This window comes from Micromonospora arida, from assembly GCF_003857035.1.
GTDB lineage: Bacteria > Actinomycetota > Actinomycetes > Mycobacteriales > Micromonosporaceae > Micromonospora > Micromonospora arida.
Window position 1 is genome coordinate 1 of record NZ_QGSY01000296.1, and the last position, 15,214, is coordinate 15,214.

Consider the following 15,214-nt stretch of genomic DNA (forward strand, 5'->3'; position numbering starts at 1 on the left):
CGTCGAGCGCCGCGGCCAGGGCGGCGGGGGTGACCAGGAGTGTGGTGGCGGTCGGCGGGGCGGGGTCGACCAGGGCCCGGAGCCGGTCGGCCTCGCGGCGGGCGTCACTGAGCCCGTCGGCCAGCCGGCGCAGGTGCGCGTCGAGCAGTTGGTGCACCACTGCCGGCTCGGCGCGTACCGCGGCGGCGATCTCCGGCACCGGCATGCCGATCCGGCGCAGCCCGGCCACCAGCCGGGCCGGGGCGATCTGCCCCTCGGTGTACCAGCGGTAGCCGGTCACCGGGTCGACCAGGGTCGGCTCCAGCACCCCCGCCGAGTCGTAGAAGCGCAGTGCGCTGACGGTCAGGCCGCTGGCCCGGGCCAGCTCGCCGATGCTGTGCAGGTCGCTCACGCTGGGCATCCTGCTCCCTCGACCCGGTTGAGGGTCAAGCCGTGGGCTCCCGCGTCTCCTGCTTGAGCACCCGGAAGGTGAGGTCGGCCCGGACGAGCCGGTCGAGCAGCGCGTCACCCATCGCGGCGACCGGGGTGAGCTGGCCGGCGGTCGGCGGCAGCTCGTCGAGCGCCAGGCAGAGCGCCGACTCGGCCAGCATCTTCGCCGTCTCGTCGTAGCCGGGGTCACCGCCGGCGACCTCGGTGACCACCCGCTGCCCGCCGCCGGTGCCGACGAACCGGACCCGGAACCAGGACGACGCTCGCTGTTGGGCGGTGGGCCCCTGCCCGGACGCGAGCCGCCCGAGCAGCCAGCGTCGGCTGGGCGGCAACTTCACCAGCCCGATCAGCGCGCCCAGCCCGGCCGCGCCGGCCAGCACTGTGGGCAGCCGCTTCACGGCGGCGAAGTGCCGGTAGCGGAAGTCCGGGCCGTACTCCGGGCGGGCCGTCGCCGAGCGGCGGACCACCTGTGGGTCGATGGTCGGCAGCGGCACGGTCCAGATCCCCAGCTCCGCCGAGCGGGCCAGCCGGCCGGGCACCGCCCGGACCCGCCGGTCGGTGGGGCGCGGCTCGACCGCCCGGCGGGCCCGGGCGGCCTGGCTGGCCTGCCCGGTACGGGAGAACGCGGTGAGCGCCGAGTGGTAGGTGCCGGCGGAGAACCGGCCGCCGGCGCGCACGTACCCGTCCACGGTGATCGGGACGTCGGCGGGCAGCTGCTTGACGGTGAACCAGACGCCCAGGTCGTGCGGGACGGAGTCGAAGCCGCAGGCGTGCACCAGCCGCGCGCCGGTGCGGGTCGCCTCGGCGTGGTGGCGCACGTACATGAGGTCGACGAACTCCGGCTCGCCGGTGATGTCCAGGTAGTCGGTGCCGGTCCGGGCGCAGGCCGCGACCAGCGGCTCCCCGTGGTGGATGTACGGGCCGACCGTGCTGGCCACCACCCGGGCGCTCTCCGCCACCGCCCGAAGGGAGTCGGCGTCGGTCACGTCGGCGGTGAGCAGCGGCAGGTCGGCCAGGCTCGGGTCGATCGCGGCGAGCCGTTCCCGTACGGCGGCGAGGCGCTGCGGGTTGCGCCCGGCCAGCGCCCAGCGCAGCTCGGCCGGCGCGTGTCGGGCCAGGTATTCAGCGGTCAGGCCGCCGGTGAACCCGGTCGCTCCGAACAGCACCACGTCGTACGTTCGCTCGCCAGTCATCCTCAGAGTCTGCCATTCGTGGTCACCGATCAGCGATCACGAGGAGGCGGTCAGGGTGCGAACACGGCGCGTACGCAGCCGTCGGCCCGGTCCCGGAACAGCGCGTACCCCTCGGGGCCCTGCGCCAACGGCAGGCGGTGGGTGGCCAGGTGTTCGGTCCGCAGCTCGTCACGGGCCATCCGGTCCAGCAGCATCGGCACGTTCCGCAGATCAGGTCGACCGGCGCCGCGCAGCGTGAGCCGCCGCTCGGTCAGCGCACCCAGCGGGAACGCGTCGACGAACCCGCCCGTCCCGCCGAGCACCACCACCACGCCGCTCTTGCGACACGCGTGCACGGCCTCCCGCAGCGCGTCCGGTCGGTCGGCGTGCTGGCCACCGAACCGGTCGGCCATCGAGCGGGCCGGCGGCGTGCCGACCGCCACCACGCACACGTCCGGCCCGCGCCCACCGCTACGGTCGCGCAGTTCGGCCGCGACGTCGGTGCGGCGGTAGTCGAGCGGCTCGGCGTCGGAGTGCCGCTCGGCCATCCGCAACCGCTCCTCGTGCCGGTCCACGACCAGCACCCGGGCGGCCCCGCGCAGCACCGCCGCGCGGGCGGTCAACTGACCCACCGCCCCGGCGCCCCAGATCGCCACCACGTCGCCGGGGCGCACCGCACCCAACTCGGCGGCGAGCCACCCGGTCGGCGCCACGTCCGCGGCGAACACCGCCCGGTCGTCGTCGACGGCGTCCGGCACCCGGAAGGCGCTCACGTCGGCGTACGGCACCCGCACATACTCCGCGTGGCCGCCCGCGAAACCGCCCGCCGCCCGGGGCCGGCCGAAACAGCCGGCGTCGGAGCGGGCCCAGTCGGGGTCGGCGCTGGCCAGGTCGGCATGGGCGTTGTCGCAGCAGGAATGCAGGCCCTGGCGGCAGTACCAGCAACCGCCGCAGGCCACGCTCGCGCCGACGACCACCCGATCGCCGGCGCGGTGTCGGCGGACCCCGGGGCCGACCTCCACCACCTCGCCGAGGAACTCCGCGCCGAGTACGTCGCCGGGCCGCAGCAGCGGGTGCCGGCCGGCCAGCAGCGGCAGGTCGCCTCCGCAGGTGGCGCTACGCCGAACCCGGACGATGACGTCACGCTCGTTGCGCAGCTCCGGGTCGGGGACCTCGCGTACGGCCAACTCGCCGGCGGTCACCCAACACAGCGCTCTCACCCGTGGACCTCGGGGCGGTCCAGCGCGGACCGGTCCGCGCGGAGCACCTCACCGGCCTCCACCCGTTGCTTGATCTGGCGCAGGGTCCGGCGGACCAGCAGACCCGGGTCGTCGCCGACCAGATGCGCGGCCAGCCCGGTGGGCGGAGTGACGCCGGCCAGCGGCCGAGCGGCCAGCTCGGTGCCCCGGTCACCGGGCGCCGGGCGCACCCGCACCTCGACCGCCCCGTCCAGGCGGCGCAGCGGCTCCGGCCAGCGGCCCTCCGGAAGCACCTGCTCCGGCGGCCGGTCGACGGTCACCACCTCCCACCGGGCCGGCGCGGCAGCGTCGCCGTCCGCGCCGGGCCGGGCACCCCGATGGGGTACGCGCAGCAGCCGCGCTGCCCCGGCCAGCACCGCGCCACCCAGGGCAGGTCCCGCCCGCGCCAGCCGTCCCATCGGTACCACCCGTCCTCCCGGTTCACGTCCTCCGATCCTCGGTCGCACCCGGGTGAAGCGCGCTCGCCCGGAAGGGGTGAACCGGCCCGTGCCGGGTAACCGCTCGCCGACCGGGGCGGAGCGCGTGGTGGGGGTGGGGCTGGGTGCCGGAACACGATCACGTACGCGTCGAACCGGCACCGGGGCCACCGCTGTTGGCATCCCGGCTGACGCCGGCCGTGCCGCCGGAGCCGGTGGTCGCCCGGCCCCGCCTGCTGCGCCGGTTGGACGAGGGCAGCGCGGGACCGGTCACCCTGGTGGCTGCCCCCGCCGGCTGGGGCAAGACCACCCTGCTCGCCTCCTGGATGCGGTTGGGCGGCGGGCCACCCGACGTGGAGCCGGGCGCGATCGTGCCCGACTCGGGCGACCTGTCGGTCTCGGCGACTGACGACCCGGTGTCGGCGTGGATGTCGGTGGAGGCCGGCGACGACTCCGACCGGCTGTGGGCGTACCTCGCGGCGGCGCTGCGCTCGGCGACCGGGGCGACGGAGGGCGGGCCGTTGCCCGACCGGCCGCCGCGCCCCGACCAGTTGGAGGCGCTGGCCGCCACGCTCGCCGCCGCCGACCGGCCGGTGCTGCTGATCCTGGACGACCTGCACCGGGTCGCCGACCCCGCGGCGTTGACCGGCCTGGAGTTCCTCCTGCGGCATGCCGGGCGGCGTCTCCGCCTGGTGATCGGCGCGCGGGCCGGACTGCACCTGCCACTGCACCGGCTCCGCCTCGCCGGCGAGCTGACCGAGATCGGCCCGGACGAGCTGGCGTTCACCGACGACGAGGTGGCCGACCTGCTCACCGCCCACGGCGCCGCGCTGCCGGCGACCGCCGTGCACCGGCTGCGGGAGCGCACCGGCGGCTGGCCGGCCGCGCTGCGCATCGCCGCCCTGGCGGTACGCGGACAGCCTCACCCGGAACGCTGGGTGGGGCAGTTCGGCGGAGACCAGCCGGAGATCGCCGGTTACCTGCACGAGGAGGTGCTGGCGACGCTCGACCCGGCCGAGGAGGATCTGCTGCGCCGTACCGCCGTCGTCGACACCGTCTGCGCCGACCTGGCCGAGGCGCTGACCGGCCGGGCCGACGCCGGGCAGGTGCTGGCCGACCTGGCCGGGACCGGTGGTCTGCTGCACCGGCAGGACACCCGGCCGCCCTGGTACCGGTACGAGTCCCTGCTCGCCGACCTGCTCCGCGCCGACCTCGCCCGGTTGCCCGCCGACGAGCTACGCGAGCTGCACGTCCGGGCCGCCGACTGGTACGCGGGCGCTGGCCGGCCCGCCGACGCTCTGCGGCACGCCCTGGCCGCCGGCCGCTGGGACCTGGCCGGTGACCTGTTCGTCGGGCACTGGCCGGAGTTGACCCGCTACGACCGGGACCCGGTGCACACCCCGGCACCCACGCCGCCGCCAGCGGAGGTGATCCGCGCCGACCCGGAGGTGGCGTTGGCCTGCGCCGCCGAGCGCGCGTACGCCGGTGACCTGCCGGCCGCCAAGGGTCACCTGCGGGCCGCTGCGGTTCACGCCGCGGGCCTGCCGGTGCCGCGCCGGGACCGGTTCCTGCGGTTGGTCACCGCGCTGGAGCTGACTGTGGCCCGGCTCGCCGACGACCGCACCGAGGTCCGGGCCGCCGCCGCTCGCCTGCTGCGCACCCGCCCGGCGGAGGCCACGCCGACCCGGCTGCCGACCGGAACGACCGGTTCCGCCCCGACGGCCGGTGGTGGCGGCGCCGCCGACGACCTGGACCTGCGGGCGTTCACCGGCACCGCGCTCGGGCTGGTCGAGTTGGCCGACGGGGCGCTGCCCACCGCCCGGTTCGTCCGGGCCCGGTCGGCCGCTCGGGAAGCCGGGCGGCCGCGTACCGAGCTGGTCGCCGCGAGCCGCGCCGCGCTGCTGCTCGCGGTGCGCGGCGAGCTGAGGGCAGCCGAGCAGGCGGCCAGGGACGCGCTCGGCATGCCGCCCTGTCGGCTCGACTGTGGCCACGCGTACCTGGCTCTCGCCGTGGTGGCGCTGCTGCGCGACCAGCCCGAGGAGGCCACGGCGAACCTCGCCCTCGCCCTCCCGGCGCTCGACGTGACCGGCGGCCGGGCCGGCGACGCCGAAGTCGGCGACGACTGGCTGGCCACCGTCTCCGACGAACCGGTGGCGACGGCGGTGGCCGCGCTGTGCCGGGCGCAGCTACACCGCGACTCCGGCGACCCGGCGGCCGGCCAGCGGCTGCTCGTCCGGGCCCGGGAGACGCTGGCCGCCCGGCCGTCCGCCGCCGAGCTGACCGGTCTGCTGCGGGCCGCCGAGGCCGAACTGCGGGCCGCGCGGGGCGACCTGGACTCCGCCCGTGACCTGCTGGCCGACGCCGCCGACGAGGGGGCCGACCAGGTGCTCGCGGTGACGTTGGCGAAGGTGCAGCTGCTGGCCGGCGACGCCGCCACCGCCGCCCGGACCCTGCCGGACTGGCAGGCGCCGGCCGCCACTGCCTGGCCGCTACCGGTACGCCTGGACGCCGGCCTGCTCGACGCCGTGCTGGCCCAGCGCGCCGGGGACGGGCGTCGGGCGGGTCGGATCCTGGAGCAGACGCTGGACCTGGCCGGCCCGCAGGGCTGCCGTAGGGTCTTCACCCGCGCCGAACCACCCGTGCGGGACCTGCTGGCCGCGCACCTGGACGCGGGCACCGCGCACTTCACGCTGGTCAGTGACCTGGTGCGCGGCGCGGGACAGAGCGCCGCCGGGCCGGCCCCCGGGCCGAGAGGCGTGCTCGACGAGCCGCTCACCGAGCGGGAGCTGACCATTTTGCGCTACCTGCAGAGCATCCTGTCCAACGTGGAGATCGCCAGCGAGTTGTCCCTCTCGGTGAACACCGTGAAGACCCACGTCCGCAACATCTACCGCAAACTCGACGCGACCCGCCGGCGCGAAGCGGTCCGGCGGGCGCGCGAGTTGCGGCTGATCTGAGCGGGTCAGGCGTTGGCGGCGGCGTCCGCGGCCGTCAGCAGGTCGGGCAGGTCGTACCCGCCGTCGTGCCTGATGCCGTTGACGAACAGGGTCGGGGTGCCGTTCACCCCGCTGCGGATGCCCCCCACGAAGTCCCGGCGCACCCGGTCCGCGTGCGCACGGTTCTCCACCTCCGCGTTCAACTCGTCCGGCGGCAACCCGACCTGCTCGACGCCGAGCGAGAGGTGCACCGGGTCCAACTGGTCCTGATGCTCGTAGAGCCAGTCGTGCATCTCCCAGAACCGGCCGCGAACCCCGGCGGCCTCGGCCGTCTCGGCGGCCCGTTCGGCGTACGGGTGCACGTTGGCGATCGGGAAGTAGCGGTAGACCAGCCGTACGGTGTCGGCCCGCTGCCGCAGCAACTCGTGCAGATTCGGGTACGCGGCACCGCAGAACTGGCACTGGAAGTCGCCGTACTCGACGATGGTCACCGCCGCGTCGGCCGGCCCCCGGATGTGGTCGTCGGTGGTCACCGGGTCTCGAAGTCGGGCGGTGACCTGCAGTGGCGTACTCATCCGGCCATCACCTTCCGATCGGCGGCGAGTTGGTCCAGCGCGTCGAAGATGCCGTCGGCGCCGGGGTTGACGTCGGGCGGCGACAGGTAGCTCCAGGTCACCTTCCCCGCCGGGTCCAGCACCACCAGCGCGCGGGCCGCCTCACCGTTCGACATGTACGCGCCGTAGCTGCGGGCCACCTCGCCCTTGGGCTCGAAGTCGGCCAGCAGGGGAAACTCGATGCCCCGGCTCTCCGCGAACGCCCGGTGTGACCAGATGCTGTCCACCGACAGGCCGAGAACCACCGCCTGGTACTGGGCGAAGACGGGAGCCGCCGACTGGTAGAGCGACATCTGGTCACCGCAGACCGGGCTCCAGTCGGCGGGGTAGAAGGCGAGCACGACCGGCCGGCCACGGAACTGCTGAGGCCCCAGCAGATCCCCGTCCGGGGTGGCTGGCAGGGTGAAACCGGGCGCGGTGCGCCCCGGTTGGATCAGCCCGTTCGGATCACTCATGCCACCAGCCTGCTCCCGGGGTGGGTGAGGCCGGCTCACCCACCCCGGGTGGTTCCGCGCCCGTTCAGCGCCCGCTGAGCGGGCGCACGCGCCCGCTCAGCGCAGCACCGGGGCGACCGCGATGTGGTTCTGCACCTCCCGGATGCCCGGCGCGGACCAGGCCACCTGCTCGACCTCGGCCCGTTCGGGCATCGAGTGCACCAACCCGGCGAGTATCGCCGTGTCGCCGTGCACCCGGACGCTGATCCGTTCGGCCTCGGTCGCTCCGGCCCGGGCGAGGGCGTCGACGATCCGGTCGGCCAGGTCGCGGCCGTCCGGCGCGGTGGCCGGTCGGACGGTGATGCCGTTGCTCACCCCGCGTACGCCGGTCAGCCGGGCCACCGCGCGTTCGGCGGCTCGGCGTTGGTACTCCCACTCGACGTCGCCGTGCAGCGTCACCCAGCCGGCCGAGACGGTGACCTGGAGCTTCTCGATGGGTACGAACGCGTCCCACTCCAGCCCGTGGCTGGCCGCCGCGGCCAGGTCGCTGTCGGCGCGCTCGGTGCCGTTGGTGAGCTGCACGGCCACGTCGTTGGCGACCGCCCGGACCGAGGCGACCCGGTGGGCGGCCCGCTCGGCGGCCCACTTCTTGGCGTAGCTGTCCACGCGGCCGGTCAGGGTGACGACGCCCTCGGCGACGGTCACGCCGATCTCGTGCGGCTGCACCCGTGGTTCCCAGGTCAGCTCGTCGAGCACGGCGGACTGGATGTCCTGGTCGGTGCGATTGATCTCCGCGATGGCCATGTGCCCCTCCTCCGCTGTTCCGATGGCGGCCCGGGTGGTGGCTGCGGCCGGAGGTCCGCCGTGTCGCGATCCTGCCGCCGCCCCGGGTGAGCCGGCCTCGCCCGGACCGGGTGACGGCGTGGCCCGGAGCTGGGCGGCACGGGTGGGAAGTGGGGACGAACATCGATGGTGGGAGCGCTTCCAAAGCGAGCCGATTTCGGTTACGGTAATCGCGTTCCTCGATCGCGGGAGCCGTCGCGTCGGGTGGTGGAGCCAGGGCAGCTCTGCTCGTCCCCGTCGTCGTGCTCGTCCCCCGGGCCACGGCGTCACCCAGGCGATCGACCCCGTTCCCCCGGGGTTTCATCCCGAGAGGAACCGCAGATGCGGAGAAGTCTCGCCGGCGCGTTCGTGTCCGTGTTGGCCGCCGCCACAGCCGTCGTGGTGGTCCCGTTCACCGCCGCCGGATCGGCCGCCACTCCGGCCGCGGCGGAGGCGTACACCTGGCGGAACGTCCCGGTGGGCGGTGGCGGCTTCGTGCCCGGCATCGTCTTCAACCCCACCGAGAAGAACCTCATCTACGCGCGCACCGACATCGGTGGGGCGTACCGCTGGGAACAGACCAGCCAGTCCTGGACGCCGCTGCTCGACTGGGTCGGCGCCGACCGCTGGGGCTACAACGGCGTGGTCAGCATCGCCACCGACCCGGTGCAGACCAACCGGGTGTACGCCGCGGTCGGCATGTACACCAACGGCTGGGACCCGAACAACGGCGCGATCCTGCGCTCGGCCGACAAGGGCGCCACCTGGCAGGCCACCGAGCTGCCGTTCAAGAACGGCGGCAACATGCCGGGCCGGGGCATGGGGGAGCGGCTCGCCGTCGACCCCAACCGGAACAGCATCGTGTACTACGGCGCCGAGGGCGGCAACGGGCTGTGGCGTAGCACCGACCACGGCGTGACCTGGGCCCGCGTCGCCGCCTTCCCCAACGTCGGCAACTACCGGGCGGACCCCAGCGACCCGAACGGCTACAACGGGCAGAACCAGGGCCTGACCTGGGTCAGTTTCGACAAGAGCACCGGCACCGCCGGCTCCACCACGCAGACCATCTACGTGGGCGTGGCGGACAAGGAGAACCCGGTCTACCGCAGCACCGACGGCGGCGTCACCTGGGGGCGCATCCCCGGCCAGCCCACCGGCTACCTGGCCCACAAGGGGGTCGTCGACCCGGTCGGTGGTCACCTCTACATCGCCACCAGCGACACCGGCGGCCCGTACGACGGCGGCAAGGGCGACGTCTGGAAGTTCACCCGGTCGACCGGGGCCTGGACGCGGATCAGCCCGGTGCCCTCCACCAGCGCCGACGCCTACTTCGGCTACAGCGGGCTGACCATCGATCGGCTTCGCCCGAACACCCTGCTGGTGGCCACCCAGGTCTCCTGGTGGCCGGACGCCATCTTCTTCCGCAGCACCGACGGCGGGGCGAGCTGGACGCGGATCTGGGAGTTCAGCAACTACCCGGAGAGGTCCCGCCGCTACACCATGGACATCAGCTCGGTGCCCTGGTTGACCTTCGGTCTCAACCCGGCGCCCCCGGAGGACGCGCCCAAGCTCGGCTGGATGAACGAGTCGGTGGAGATCGACCCGCACGACTCCAACCGCATGATGTACGGCACCGGCGCCACCATCTACGGCACCACCGACCTGACCAGGTGGGACACCGGCGGTCAGTTCACCCTCCGGCCCATGGTCCGAGGGCTGGAGGAGACCGCGGTCCTCGACCTGATCAGCCCGCCCAGCGGCGCACCCCTGATCAGCGCGCTCGGCGACGTCGGCGGCTTCCGGCACACCGACCTGGACGCGATCCCGTCGATGCTGTTCACCCAGCCGGTGTTCACGTCCACCACCAGCCTCGACTACGCCGAGAGCAAGCCCGCGGTGCTGGTGCGCGCCGGCAACTTCACCGACGCCGACCGACCCAATGACAGTCACGTCGCCTTCTCCACCGACGGCGGCGCCACCTGGTTCCAGGGCACCGAACCGTCCGGGGTCAACCTGGGCGGCACGGTGGCCGCCGCGGCCGACGGCAGCCGCTTCGTCTGGGCACCCGGTGACGCGGGCCAACGCGTCGTCCACTCGGTCGGTTTCGGCAACTCCTGGGCAGCGTCGACCGGCATCCCGGCGAACGCCACGGTCGAGTCCGACCGGGTCGACCCCACCCGGTTCTACGGCTTCAGCGGCGGGCGTTTCTACCTGAGCACCGACGGCGGGGCCAGCTTCACCCCGACCGCGGCGACCGGGCTGCCCACCACCGACGTGCGGTTCAAGGCACTGCCGGGCCGGGCCGGCGAATTGTGGCTGGCGGGGCCGGGTGGTCTGTGGCGCTCCACCGACGCCGGCACCAGCTTCACCAGGCTGGACGGCGTCAGCGCCTCCGGCAACGTCGGTTTCGGCAAGGCGGCACCCGGGCGGACCAACCCCGCCGTGTTCCTCTACGGCACGGTGAACGGTCAACCGGGCGTGCACCGCTCCGACGACATCGGCGCGACCTGGGTACGCGTCAACGACGACCGCCACCAGTACGGCAATCCGACCGAGGCGCTGACCGGCGACCCGCGTGTCTACGGTCGGGTCTACCTCGGCACCAACGGTCGCGGCATCCTGGTCGCCGACCGCACCGGCGGCGAGCCCCCGACCACGCCACCGCCCACCACGCCGCCGCCGACCACGCCGCCGCCGACCACGCCGCCGCCGACCACTCCGCCGCCGTCCGTCGGCTGCGCGGCGACGTATCGGGTGACCGGCTCCTGGTCCGGCGGTTTCCAGGCCGAGTTGGTGGTCCGTAACGCCGGAAGCGCCCCCATCGCCGGCTGGACGCTGGGCTGGACCTTCGCCGACGGCCAGCGGATCGACCAGTTCTGGGGCGGCACCCACACCCAGACCGGAGCCGCCGTGTCGGTCCGGGACACGGGCTGGAACGGAGCGCTCGCCGCCGGGGCCAGCACCACCGCCGGCTTCCTCGGCTCGTGGAGCGGTCGCAACACGTCCCCGGCCGCCATCACCTGCACGAGTCGCTGAGCGGGTGATCCGGGCCCGGGCCCCGGATCACCACCAGACACCGGTCCGCCGGGCCGCCTGAGGGGTCCGGCACCCGGCGGACCGGGTCCACCCCAGCACCACGACGGCAGGCCCCGCTCGACCTTGGGGTCGATCGGGGCCCGTGGTGGCGCTGTCGTTCAGATGGCGGGGGAGTTGGGGCGGTCCACGTCGACGAACTCCACGTCGTCGACGGCACGGTCGTCCCGACTGCCGGCGGCCCGCGCGGCGGAGCCGACGGCCCAGCCGACCGCCGCGCCGACGAGCGCGGCGCCGATCAGGAGCGTCCAGGGCAGTGCCGGCTGGCGGCCAGCGAGCGCGTCGAAGGCCAGCGAGGCTCGGCGTCGCGCCTCCTCGGCGGCGGATCCCACCAGGTCACCCGCCCCGTCGGCGAGGTCGCTGCTGTTCTGGCGGGCCGAGCGGGCGGTGTCCCGCACACTGTCTCCGGCATAGCTGACGGCCGAGAGCAGGTGCTCCCAGGCCTGATCCGCGATCCGCTCCGGCTTGCTGCGGCGGTCCAGCAGGTTGGTTCCGAACATCGTGGTTACCTCCTCGGGTGCCGAAGTCGCCGGCCACTTCGGACTTCGGCGTCTTTCCAGCGCGTCACGGTGTCGCCTACCCCGCAGTGCCCCGCGTCAGCCGGACGCAAACCCCGACCTCCGCGGAGCACCGACAGCTCGGCGCACCGGAACCCGGCGCGCCACCGAATCAGCGCACCGCTGACACGGCGACACCTCGGGCGAAGTCGTCGTCGTCATCGTCGTCATCGTCGCCCCCGCCACCGAAACCGCAGGCCAGGACGAGGGCGAGCAGAACACCGACGCCGGCCAGCCCGGCAAGTCGCTTGATCATCGAAGATCCTCTCCGTCGCGGTGGTGTCCCGGCCGATGCTAGGGCGCGTCGGCAACCGGGGGCGCGGATCGTGCCGGCCGGCGGTGGGCGACACGCCGACGGCACACGGGGCAGGCGTACGTCGTGGGCCGGTTGTCGGGCGCGCCGGGTCCGGACCGCTACCCTGGTTCGGCGGCGCGTCGGTCACGACCGATCGTCGATGGTCAGATAACGAAAAGTCTTGAGTAATCAGATACTGAAAAGTGCGGATATGGGTGACTTTGTCGGCCCGGATCCGCGAATTGCTCATCCCGAGGGGTGGCGACCGAGGCCGTCGGAGGAATACTCTCGGTCGCGGCCCGCGTACTGATGAGGCGCCCGGGGGACGGGCGGGTGGAGGTGCTCGCGTGAGCCTGTCGATCGTGAAGTCGGTTCTGTCCGGTGGTGTCGTGGAGATCGCCCCACGGGGTGAGATCGACGTCGACACAGCGTACGAGGTGCGCGAAGCGATCGCAGAGGTGCTGGCCAAGGGCCGCCCCCTGCGCATCGAACTCAACATGAGGTTGGTCACCTTCATCGACTCGGTCGGCATCAGCGCCATGGTCGCCGGCTTCCAGACAGCCGAGGTCAGCGACGTCAAGCTGGTGGTCACCGAGCCGAGCCGGTTCGTGCACCGGCAGCTCTGGGTGACCGGCCTGCTCGGCCTCTTCGGCGCTCCGGAGCCCTACTTCGCCGGCGCCGCCACCCGCGAGGTGCTGCCCGGCGCCTGAGCGCGCCGGGCGTTCCCCGTCAGGGATGCTCGTCCAGGCCGGTCAGGTCGATGTCGGTCGCCTCGGTGACCGCTCGGATGGCCGTCACCGACGCGTACCCGGCGGCCAGCAACGCCACGTCCGTGCCCGGCTGTGCGGCCTGCCCCGGCTCCTCCAGCGAGGTACGGACGAACCCGTGGCCGGATTCGGCCACCGTCATCTGCACCTGACCGAAGCTGGCCAGGGTGCCGCGCCGCACCCCGCGCAGCTGCCCGTGCGGCAGGTCCGGGGCGTTCACGTTGAGCACGCTCTCCATGGGCGCGGAGGTCAAGCGGGGGAGCAGGTCCAGGGCGACCCGCGCGGCGGTGCCCCAGTGCCGCTCGGCGTCGCGTACCCGGGCGGCGGCGTCCACGGCGGCGCCACCGCTCGCGGCCGTCGCCTCGCCGGCGGAGAGCACGTCCAGGGAGACCGCCATCGCCCGGCAGCCGTTGGTGGCGGCGGTGAACGCGGCGCCCACGGTCCCGGAGTGCAGCACCGCCCGGCCGGCGTTGGCGCCCCGGTTGACGCCGGAGAGCACCACCGACGGCGGTGGGCCGAACGCCCCGTGCAGGGCGATCAGCGTGATGAAGCCCGGGGATCCGGCGACCCCGTACGCCGGCACACCCGCCAGGTCCGGCAGCGGGTGGTCGTTCACGATGACCCGCCCGTCGCGCTCCAGGGCGCTCATCGCGGCGCTGGTGCCGCTCGCCTCCTCCATCGGCGCGGCCACCACGACGTCCAGGCCCCGCTGCCAGGCGGCCCAGGCCAGCGCCTGGATGCCGGGCGCGGCGATCCCGTCGTCATTGGTGATCAACACGCGGAGGGTCATCGCTCGACCACCCGGCCGGCCAACTCGTCCGGGGTGGTCCGCTCCTGTTGCCGGCTGTCCGCCGGCACCAGCCGGACCCGGTCCACCAGCCCGGTGATCGAGTCCAGCCGCCCGGTGCCCAGGCCGTGCCGGGTCACGTTCAGTGCGCCGGCGGCGGCGCCGGTGCGGATGGCGGTCCGGATGTCCCCGCCCCTGGCCACGACGGCCGCCACTCCGGCCGTCATCGAATCGCCCGCGCCGCGCGGGTCGGCGGCCTCCAGCCGGGGCATCTCGACCTGGAACAGCTCCCCGTCGATGAGCGCCAACGCCGGCTGGTCGGCGCGGCTCACCACCACCGTCTCGGCGCCGCCCGCATGCAGCTCGTAGATGGCCCGGGTCAGCTCCTCGGTGTCGTCGCTGCGGGCGCGGCCGTCGCGGATCAACTCCTCGTGACTCACCTTGAGGAAGAACACCCCGCTCTCCAGCACCGAACCGAGGTGATCGCCGGAGAGGTCGACCACCACCCGGCCGCCGTTCGCGCCGAGGTCGGCGGCGAAGCGTCGGTACAGGTCGGCCGGTACGAGCCACGGTTCGTTCGGCCCGCTGAGGATGCTCACCGAGGCCCGCAGGCCCTCGCCGAGGGCGAGGTTGTACAGCTCGTCGATCTCGTGTCGACTCAGCGGCTGCCCCGGCACGTCGGCGATCTCCTGCCGGGAGCCCTCGCGGCGATCGTGCACGTACCCGCCGCTGCCGGAGTCACGGACCACCACCTTGAGATCCACGCCCTCGCTGACCAGCAGCGGCTCCAGCACCTGGCCGATCTCACCGCCGAGGGCGGCGCAGAGCACCACGTCGACACCGAGGGAGATCACCATCCGCGCCTGCCAGACGCCCTGCCCGCCAGGGTGCAGGTGTAGCTCGGGGTGGTCGTTGGGCTGGTCCACCGTCACCGTCAGCTGTGGAGTGGGCGCGAAGACCATCACGTGCCCACTCATCGGTCATCGCCGTTCATGCTGGCCGCCTCCGGCATCTACGGAAGATTTTGTACTAACCGACCTTAATAGCGCAGGTGGTGACAGGTCGTCGCATCGGCCCGGTCCGGCGCGGCACTGAGGGCGCCGGGGGCGTTGCCAGCCGGACATCGGTACGGGACGATCGGGCCACCAACGACGGCGGGAGACGGTGTGCTCAGCAGCGGTACCTTCAGCTACACCGTCCAGGCCCGGTGCTCACCCGCCGAGGCGGCAGCGTTGCTCAGCGACCTGACCCGGCACGGCGAGCTGCATCCGCTGATCGTCCGGGTTCGCCGGGTGCCGCCCCGGCCCGGCGCCCGGGCCAGCTACACGATCAACGACCGGTTGGCGGCCGGTCCGCTGCGCTTCCGGACCACCTACCACGCGGACGTGCTGGTCAGCGAGGCCGACGAGATCGTCATGGTTGCCCGCCAGTGGCCGTCCACCACCGTGCGAAACCACACCCGACTACGCGCCGAGCCGGACGGCCTGGTCCGCATCGACGTCGAGATCACCCTGACCGCGCCGAGGCCACTGTTCAGGTACGCGTTCCGCCAGGCCCAGGCCGCTCACCTCGCCCTCGCCACCCGGCTGGGCGCCGCCCTCGACCGCACCGGCAACCCCCCGCCCACCTGACC

15 protein-coding genes are annotated in these 15,214 nt (G+C 73.9%); 4 read left to right on the forward strand and 11 right to left on the reverse strand.

The window, feature by feature from the left end; genetic code table 11:
* The 4 genes from DLJ58_RS29705 to DLJ58_RS29720 all read right to left on the reverse strand — a co-directional run.
* A partial coding sequence (locus tag DLJ58_RS29705) for a MerR family transcriptional regulator (protein WP_425271359.1) occupies positions 1-382 on the reverse strand: 382 nt, incomplete at its 3' end.
* A 43-nt stretch (positions 383-425) separates the two neighbouring features.
* Positions 426-1,622 carry a saccharopine dehydrogenase family protein gene (locus DLJ58_RS29710; protein WP_124861299.1) on the reverse strand — a complete coding sequence of 399 codons (1,197 nt, stop codon included), beginning with the start codon at positions 1,620-1,622 and terminating at the stop codon, positions 426-428.
* A 50-nt stretch (positions 1,623-1,672) separates the two neighbouring features.
* On the reverse strand, positions 1,673-2,821 hold the full coding sequence (locus DLJ58_RS29715) for an alcohol dehydrogenase catalytic domain-containing protein (RefSeq protein ID WP_124861301.1): 1,149 nt from the start codon (positions 2,819-2,821) through the stop codon (positions 1,673-1,675).
* A complete protein-coding gene (locus DLJ58_RS29720; RefSeq protein WP_425271358.1) occupies positions 2,818-3,258 on the reverse strand; it encodes a hypothetical protein in 441 nt (146 codons plus the stop codon). Before DLJ58_RS29720 ends, DLJ58_RS29715 begins: the two co-directional genes overlap by 4 nt.
* Positions 3,259-3,401: 143 nt before the next feature.
* Between DLJ58_RS29720 and DLJ58_RS29725 the strand changes: the two genes are divergently transcribed.
* Positions 3,402-6,233: a helix-turn-helix transcriptional regulator gene (locus DLJ58_RS29725; RefSeq protein ID WP_124861307.1), complete on the forward strand. Its 2,832-nt coding sequence runs from the start codon at positions 3,402-3,404 to the stop codon at positions 6,231-6,233.
* 5 nt (positions 6,234-6,238) lie between these two features.
* Here DLJ58_RS29725 and DLJ58_RS29730 read toward each other — a convergent pair whose 3' ends face one another.
* From DLJ58_RS29730 to DLJ58_RS29740, 3 genes are all read right to left on the reverse strand, one after another.
* Positions 6,239-6,787, reverse strand: coding sequence for a DsbA family protein (locus DLJ58_RS29730; RefSeq protein WP_091409221.1), 549 nt, complete (start codon positions 6,785-6,787; stop codon positions 6,239-6,241).
* The gene (locus DLJ58_RS29735; protein ID WP_124861309.1) at positions 6,784-7,281 is read right to left on the reverse strand and encodes a redoxin domain-containing protein; all 498 of its coding nucleotides are present in this window, start codon (positions 7,279-7,281) and stop codon (positions 6,784-6,786) included. The genes DLJ58_RS29730 and DLJ58_RS29735 overlap by 4 nt, the downstream gene beginning before the upstream one ends.
* Before the next feature lie 96 nt (positions 7,282-7,377).
* Positions 7,378-8,064: a BON domain-containing protein gene (locus tag DLJ58_RS29740; protein WP_124861313.1), complete on the reverse strand. Its 687-nt coding sequence runs from the start codon at positions 8,062-8,064 to the stop codon at positions 7,378-7,380.
* Between the two features lie 360 nt (positions 8,065-8,424).
* Between DLJ58_RS29740 and DLJ58_RS29745 the strand changes: the two genes are divergently transcribed.
* Entirely contained in the window at positions 8,425-11,118 is a 2,694-nt protein-coding gene (locus DLJ58_RS29745; RefSeq protein ID WP_124861317.1) for a cellulose binding domain-containing protein, read from the forward strand.
* Positions 11,119-11,276: 158 nt separating this feature from the next.
* Here DLJ58_RS29745 and DLJ58_RS29750 read toward each other — a convergent pair whose 3' ends face one another.
* Both DLJ58_RS29750 and DLJ58_RS33925 read right to left on the reverse strand, forming a co-directional pair.
* The gene (locus tag DLJ58_RS29750) at positions 11,277-11,675 is read right to left on the reverse strand and encodes a hypothetical protein (RefSeq protein ID WP_091409235.1); all 399 of its coding nucleotides are present in this window, start codon (positions 11,673-11,675) and stop codon (positions 11,277-11,279) included.
* Between the two features lie 169 nt (positions 11,676-11,844).
* On the reverse strand, positions 11,845-11,988 hold the full coding sequence (locus DLJ58_RS33925; RefSeq protein ID WP_158629639.1) for a hypothetical protein: 144 nt from the start codon (positions 11,986-11,988) through the stop codon (positions 11,845-11,847).
* 386 nt (positions 11,989-12,374) lie between these two features.
* Here DLJ58_RS33925 and DLJ58_RS29755 point away from each other — a divergent pair, with 386 nt between their 5' ends.
* Positions 12,375-12,737 carry an STAS domain-containing protein gene (locus DLJ58_RS29755; protein WP_124861320.1) on the forward strand — a complete coding sequence of 121 codons (363 nt, stop codon included), beginning with the start codon at positions 12,375-12,377 and terminating at the stop codon, positions 12,735-12,737.
* A 19-nt stretch (positions 12,738-12,756) separates the two neighbouring features.
* On the opposite strand, the gene surE is transcribed toward DLJ58_RS29755, so the two are convergent.
* Both surE and DLJ58_RS29765 read right to left on the reverse strand, forming a co-directional pair.
* The gene (surE, locus tag DLJ58_RS29760) at positions 12,757-13,584 is read right to left on the reverse strand and encodes a 5'/3'-nucleotidase SurE (protein ID WP_124861323.1); all 828 of its coding nucleotides are present in this window, start codon (positions 13,582-13,584) and stop codon (positions 12,757-12,759) included.
* Positions 13,581-14,558, reverse strand: a complete 978-nt coding sequence (locus DLJ58_RS29765; protein WP_208741412.1) for a 1-phosphofructokinase family hexose kinase — start codon at positions 14,556-14,558, stop codon at positions 13,581-13,583. Before DLJ58_RS29765 ends, surE begins: the two co-directional genes overlap by 4 nt.
* Before the next feature lie 189 nt (positions 14,559-14,747).
* Here DLJ58_RS29765 and DLJ58_RS29770 point away from each other — a divergent pair, with 189 nt between their 5' ends.
* Entirely contained in the window at positions 14,748-15,212 is a 465-nt protein-coding gene (locus DLJ58_RS29770) for an SRPBCC family protein (protein WP_124861325.1), read from the forward strand.
* The last annotated feature ends 2 nt before the right edge of the window (positions 15,213-15,214 follow it).

Coding starts and splice junctions, on each gene's coding strand:
- DLJ58_RS29710 (WP_124861299.1), bottom strand. CDS start 1,622: ATGACTGGCGAGCGAACGTACGACGTGGTGCTGTTCGGAGCGACCGGG.
- DLJ58_RS29720 (WP_425271358.1), bottom strand. CDS start 3,258: ATGGGACGGCTGGCGCGGGCGGGACCTGCCCTGGGTGGCGCGGTGCTG.
- DLJ58_RS29730 (WP_091409221.1), bottom strand. CDS start 6,787: ATGAGTACGCCACTGCAGGTCACCGCCCGACTTCGAGACCCGGTGACC.
- DLJ58_RS29735 (WP_124861309.1), bottom strand. CDS start 7,281: ATGAGTGATCCGAACGGGCTGATCCAACCGGGGCGCACCGCGCCCGGT.
- DLJ58_RS29740 (WP_124861313.1), bottom strand. CDS start 8,064: ATGGCCATCGCGGAGATCAATCGCACCGACCAGGACATCCAGTCCGCC.
- DLJ58_RS29745 (WP_124861317.1), top strand. CDS start 8,425: ATGCGGAGAAGTCTCGCCGGCGCGTTCGTGTCCGTGTTGGCCGCCGCC.
- DLJ58_RS29750 (WP_091409235.1), bottom strand. CDS start 11,675: ATGTTCGGAACCAACCTGCTGGACCGCCGCAGCAAGCCGGAGCGGATC.
- DLJ58_RS33925 (WP_158629639.1), bottom strand. CDS start 11,988: ATGATCAAGCGACTTGCCGGGCTGGCCGGCGTCGGTGTTCTGCTCGCC.
- surE (WP_124861323.1), bottom strand. CDS start 13,584: ATGACCCTCCGCGTGTTGATCACCAATGACGACGGGATCGCCGCGCCC.
- DLJ58_RS29765 (WP_208741412.1), bottom strand. CDS start 14,558: ATGAGTGGGCACGTGATGGTCTTCGCGCCCACTCCACAGCTGACGGTG.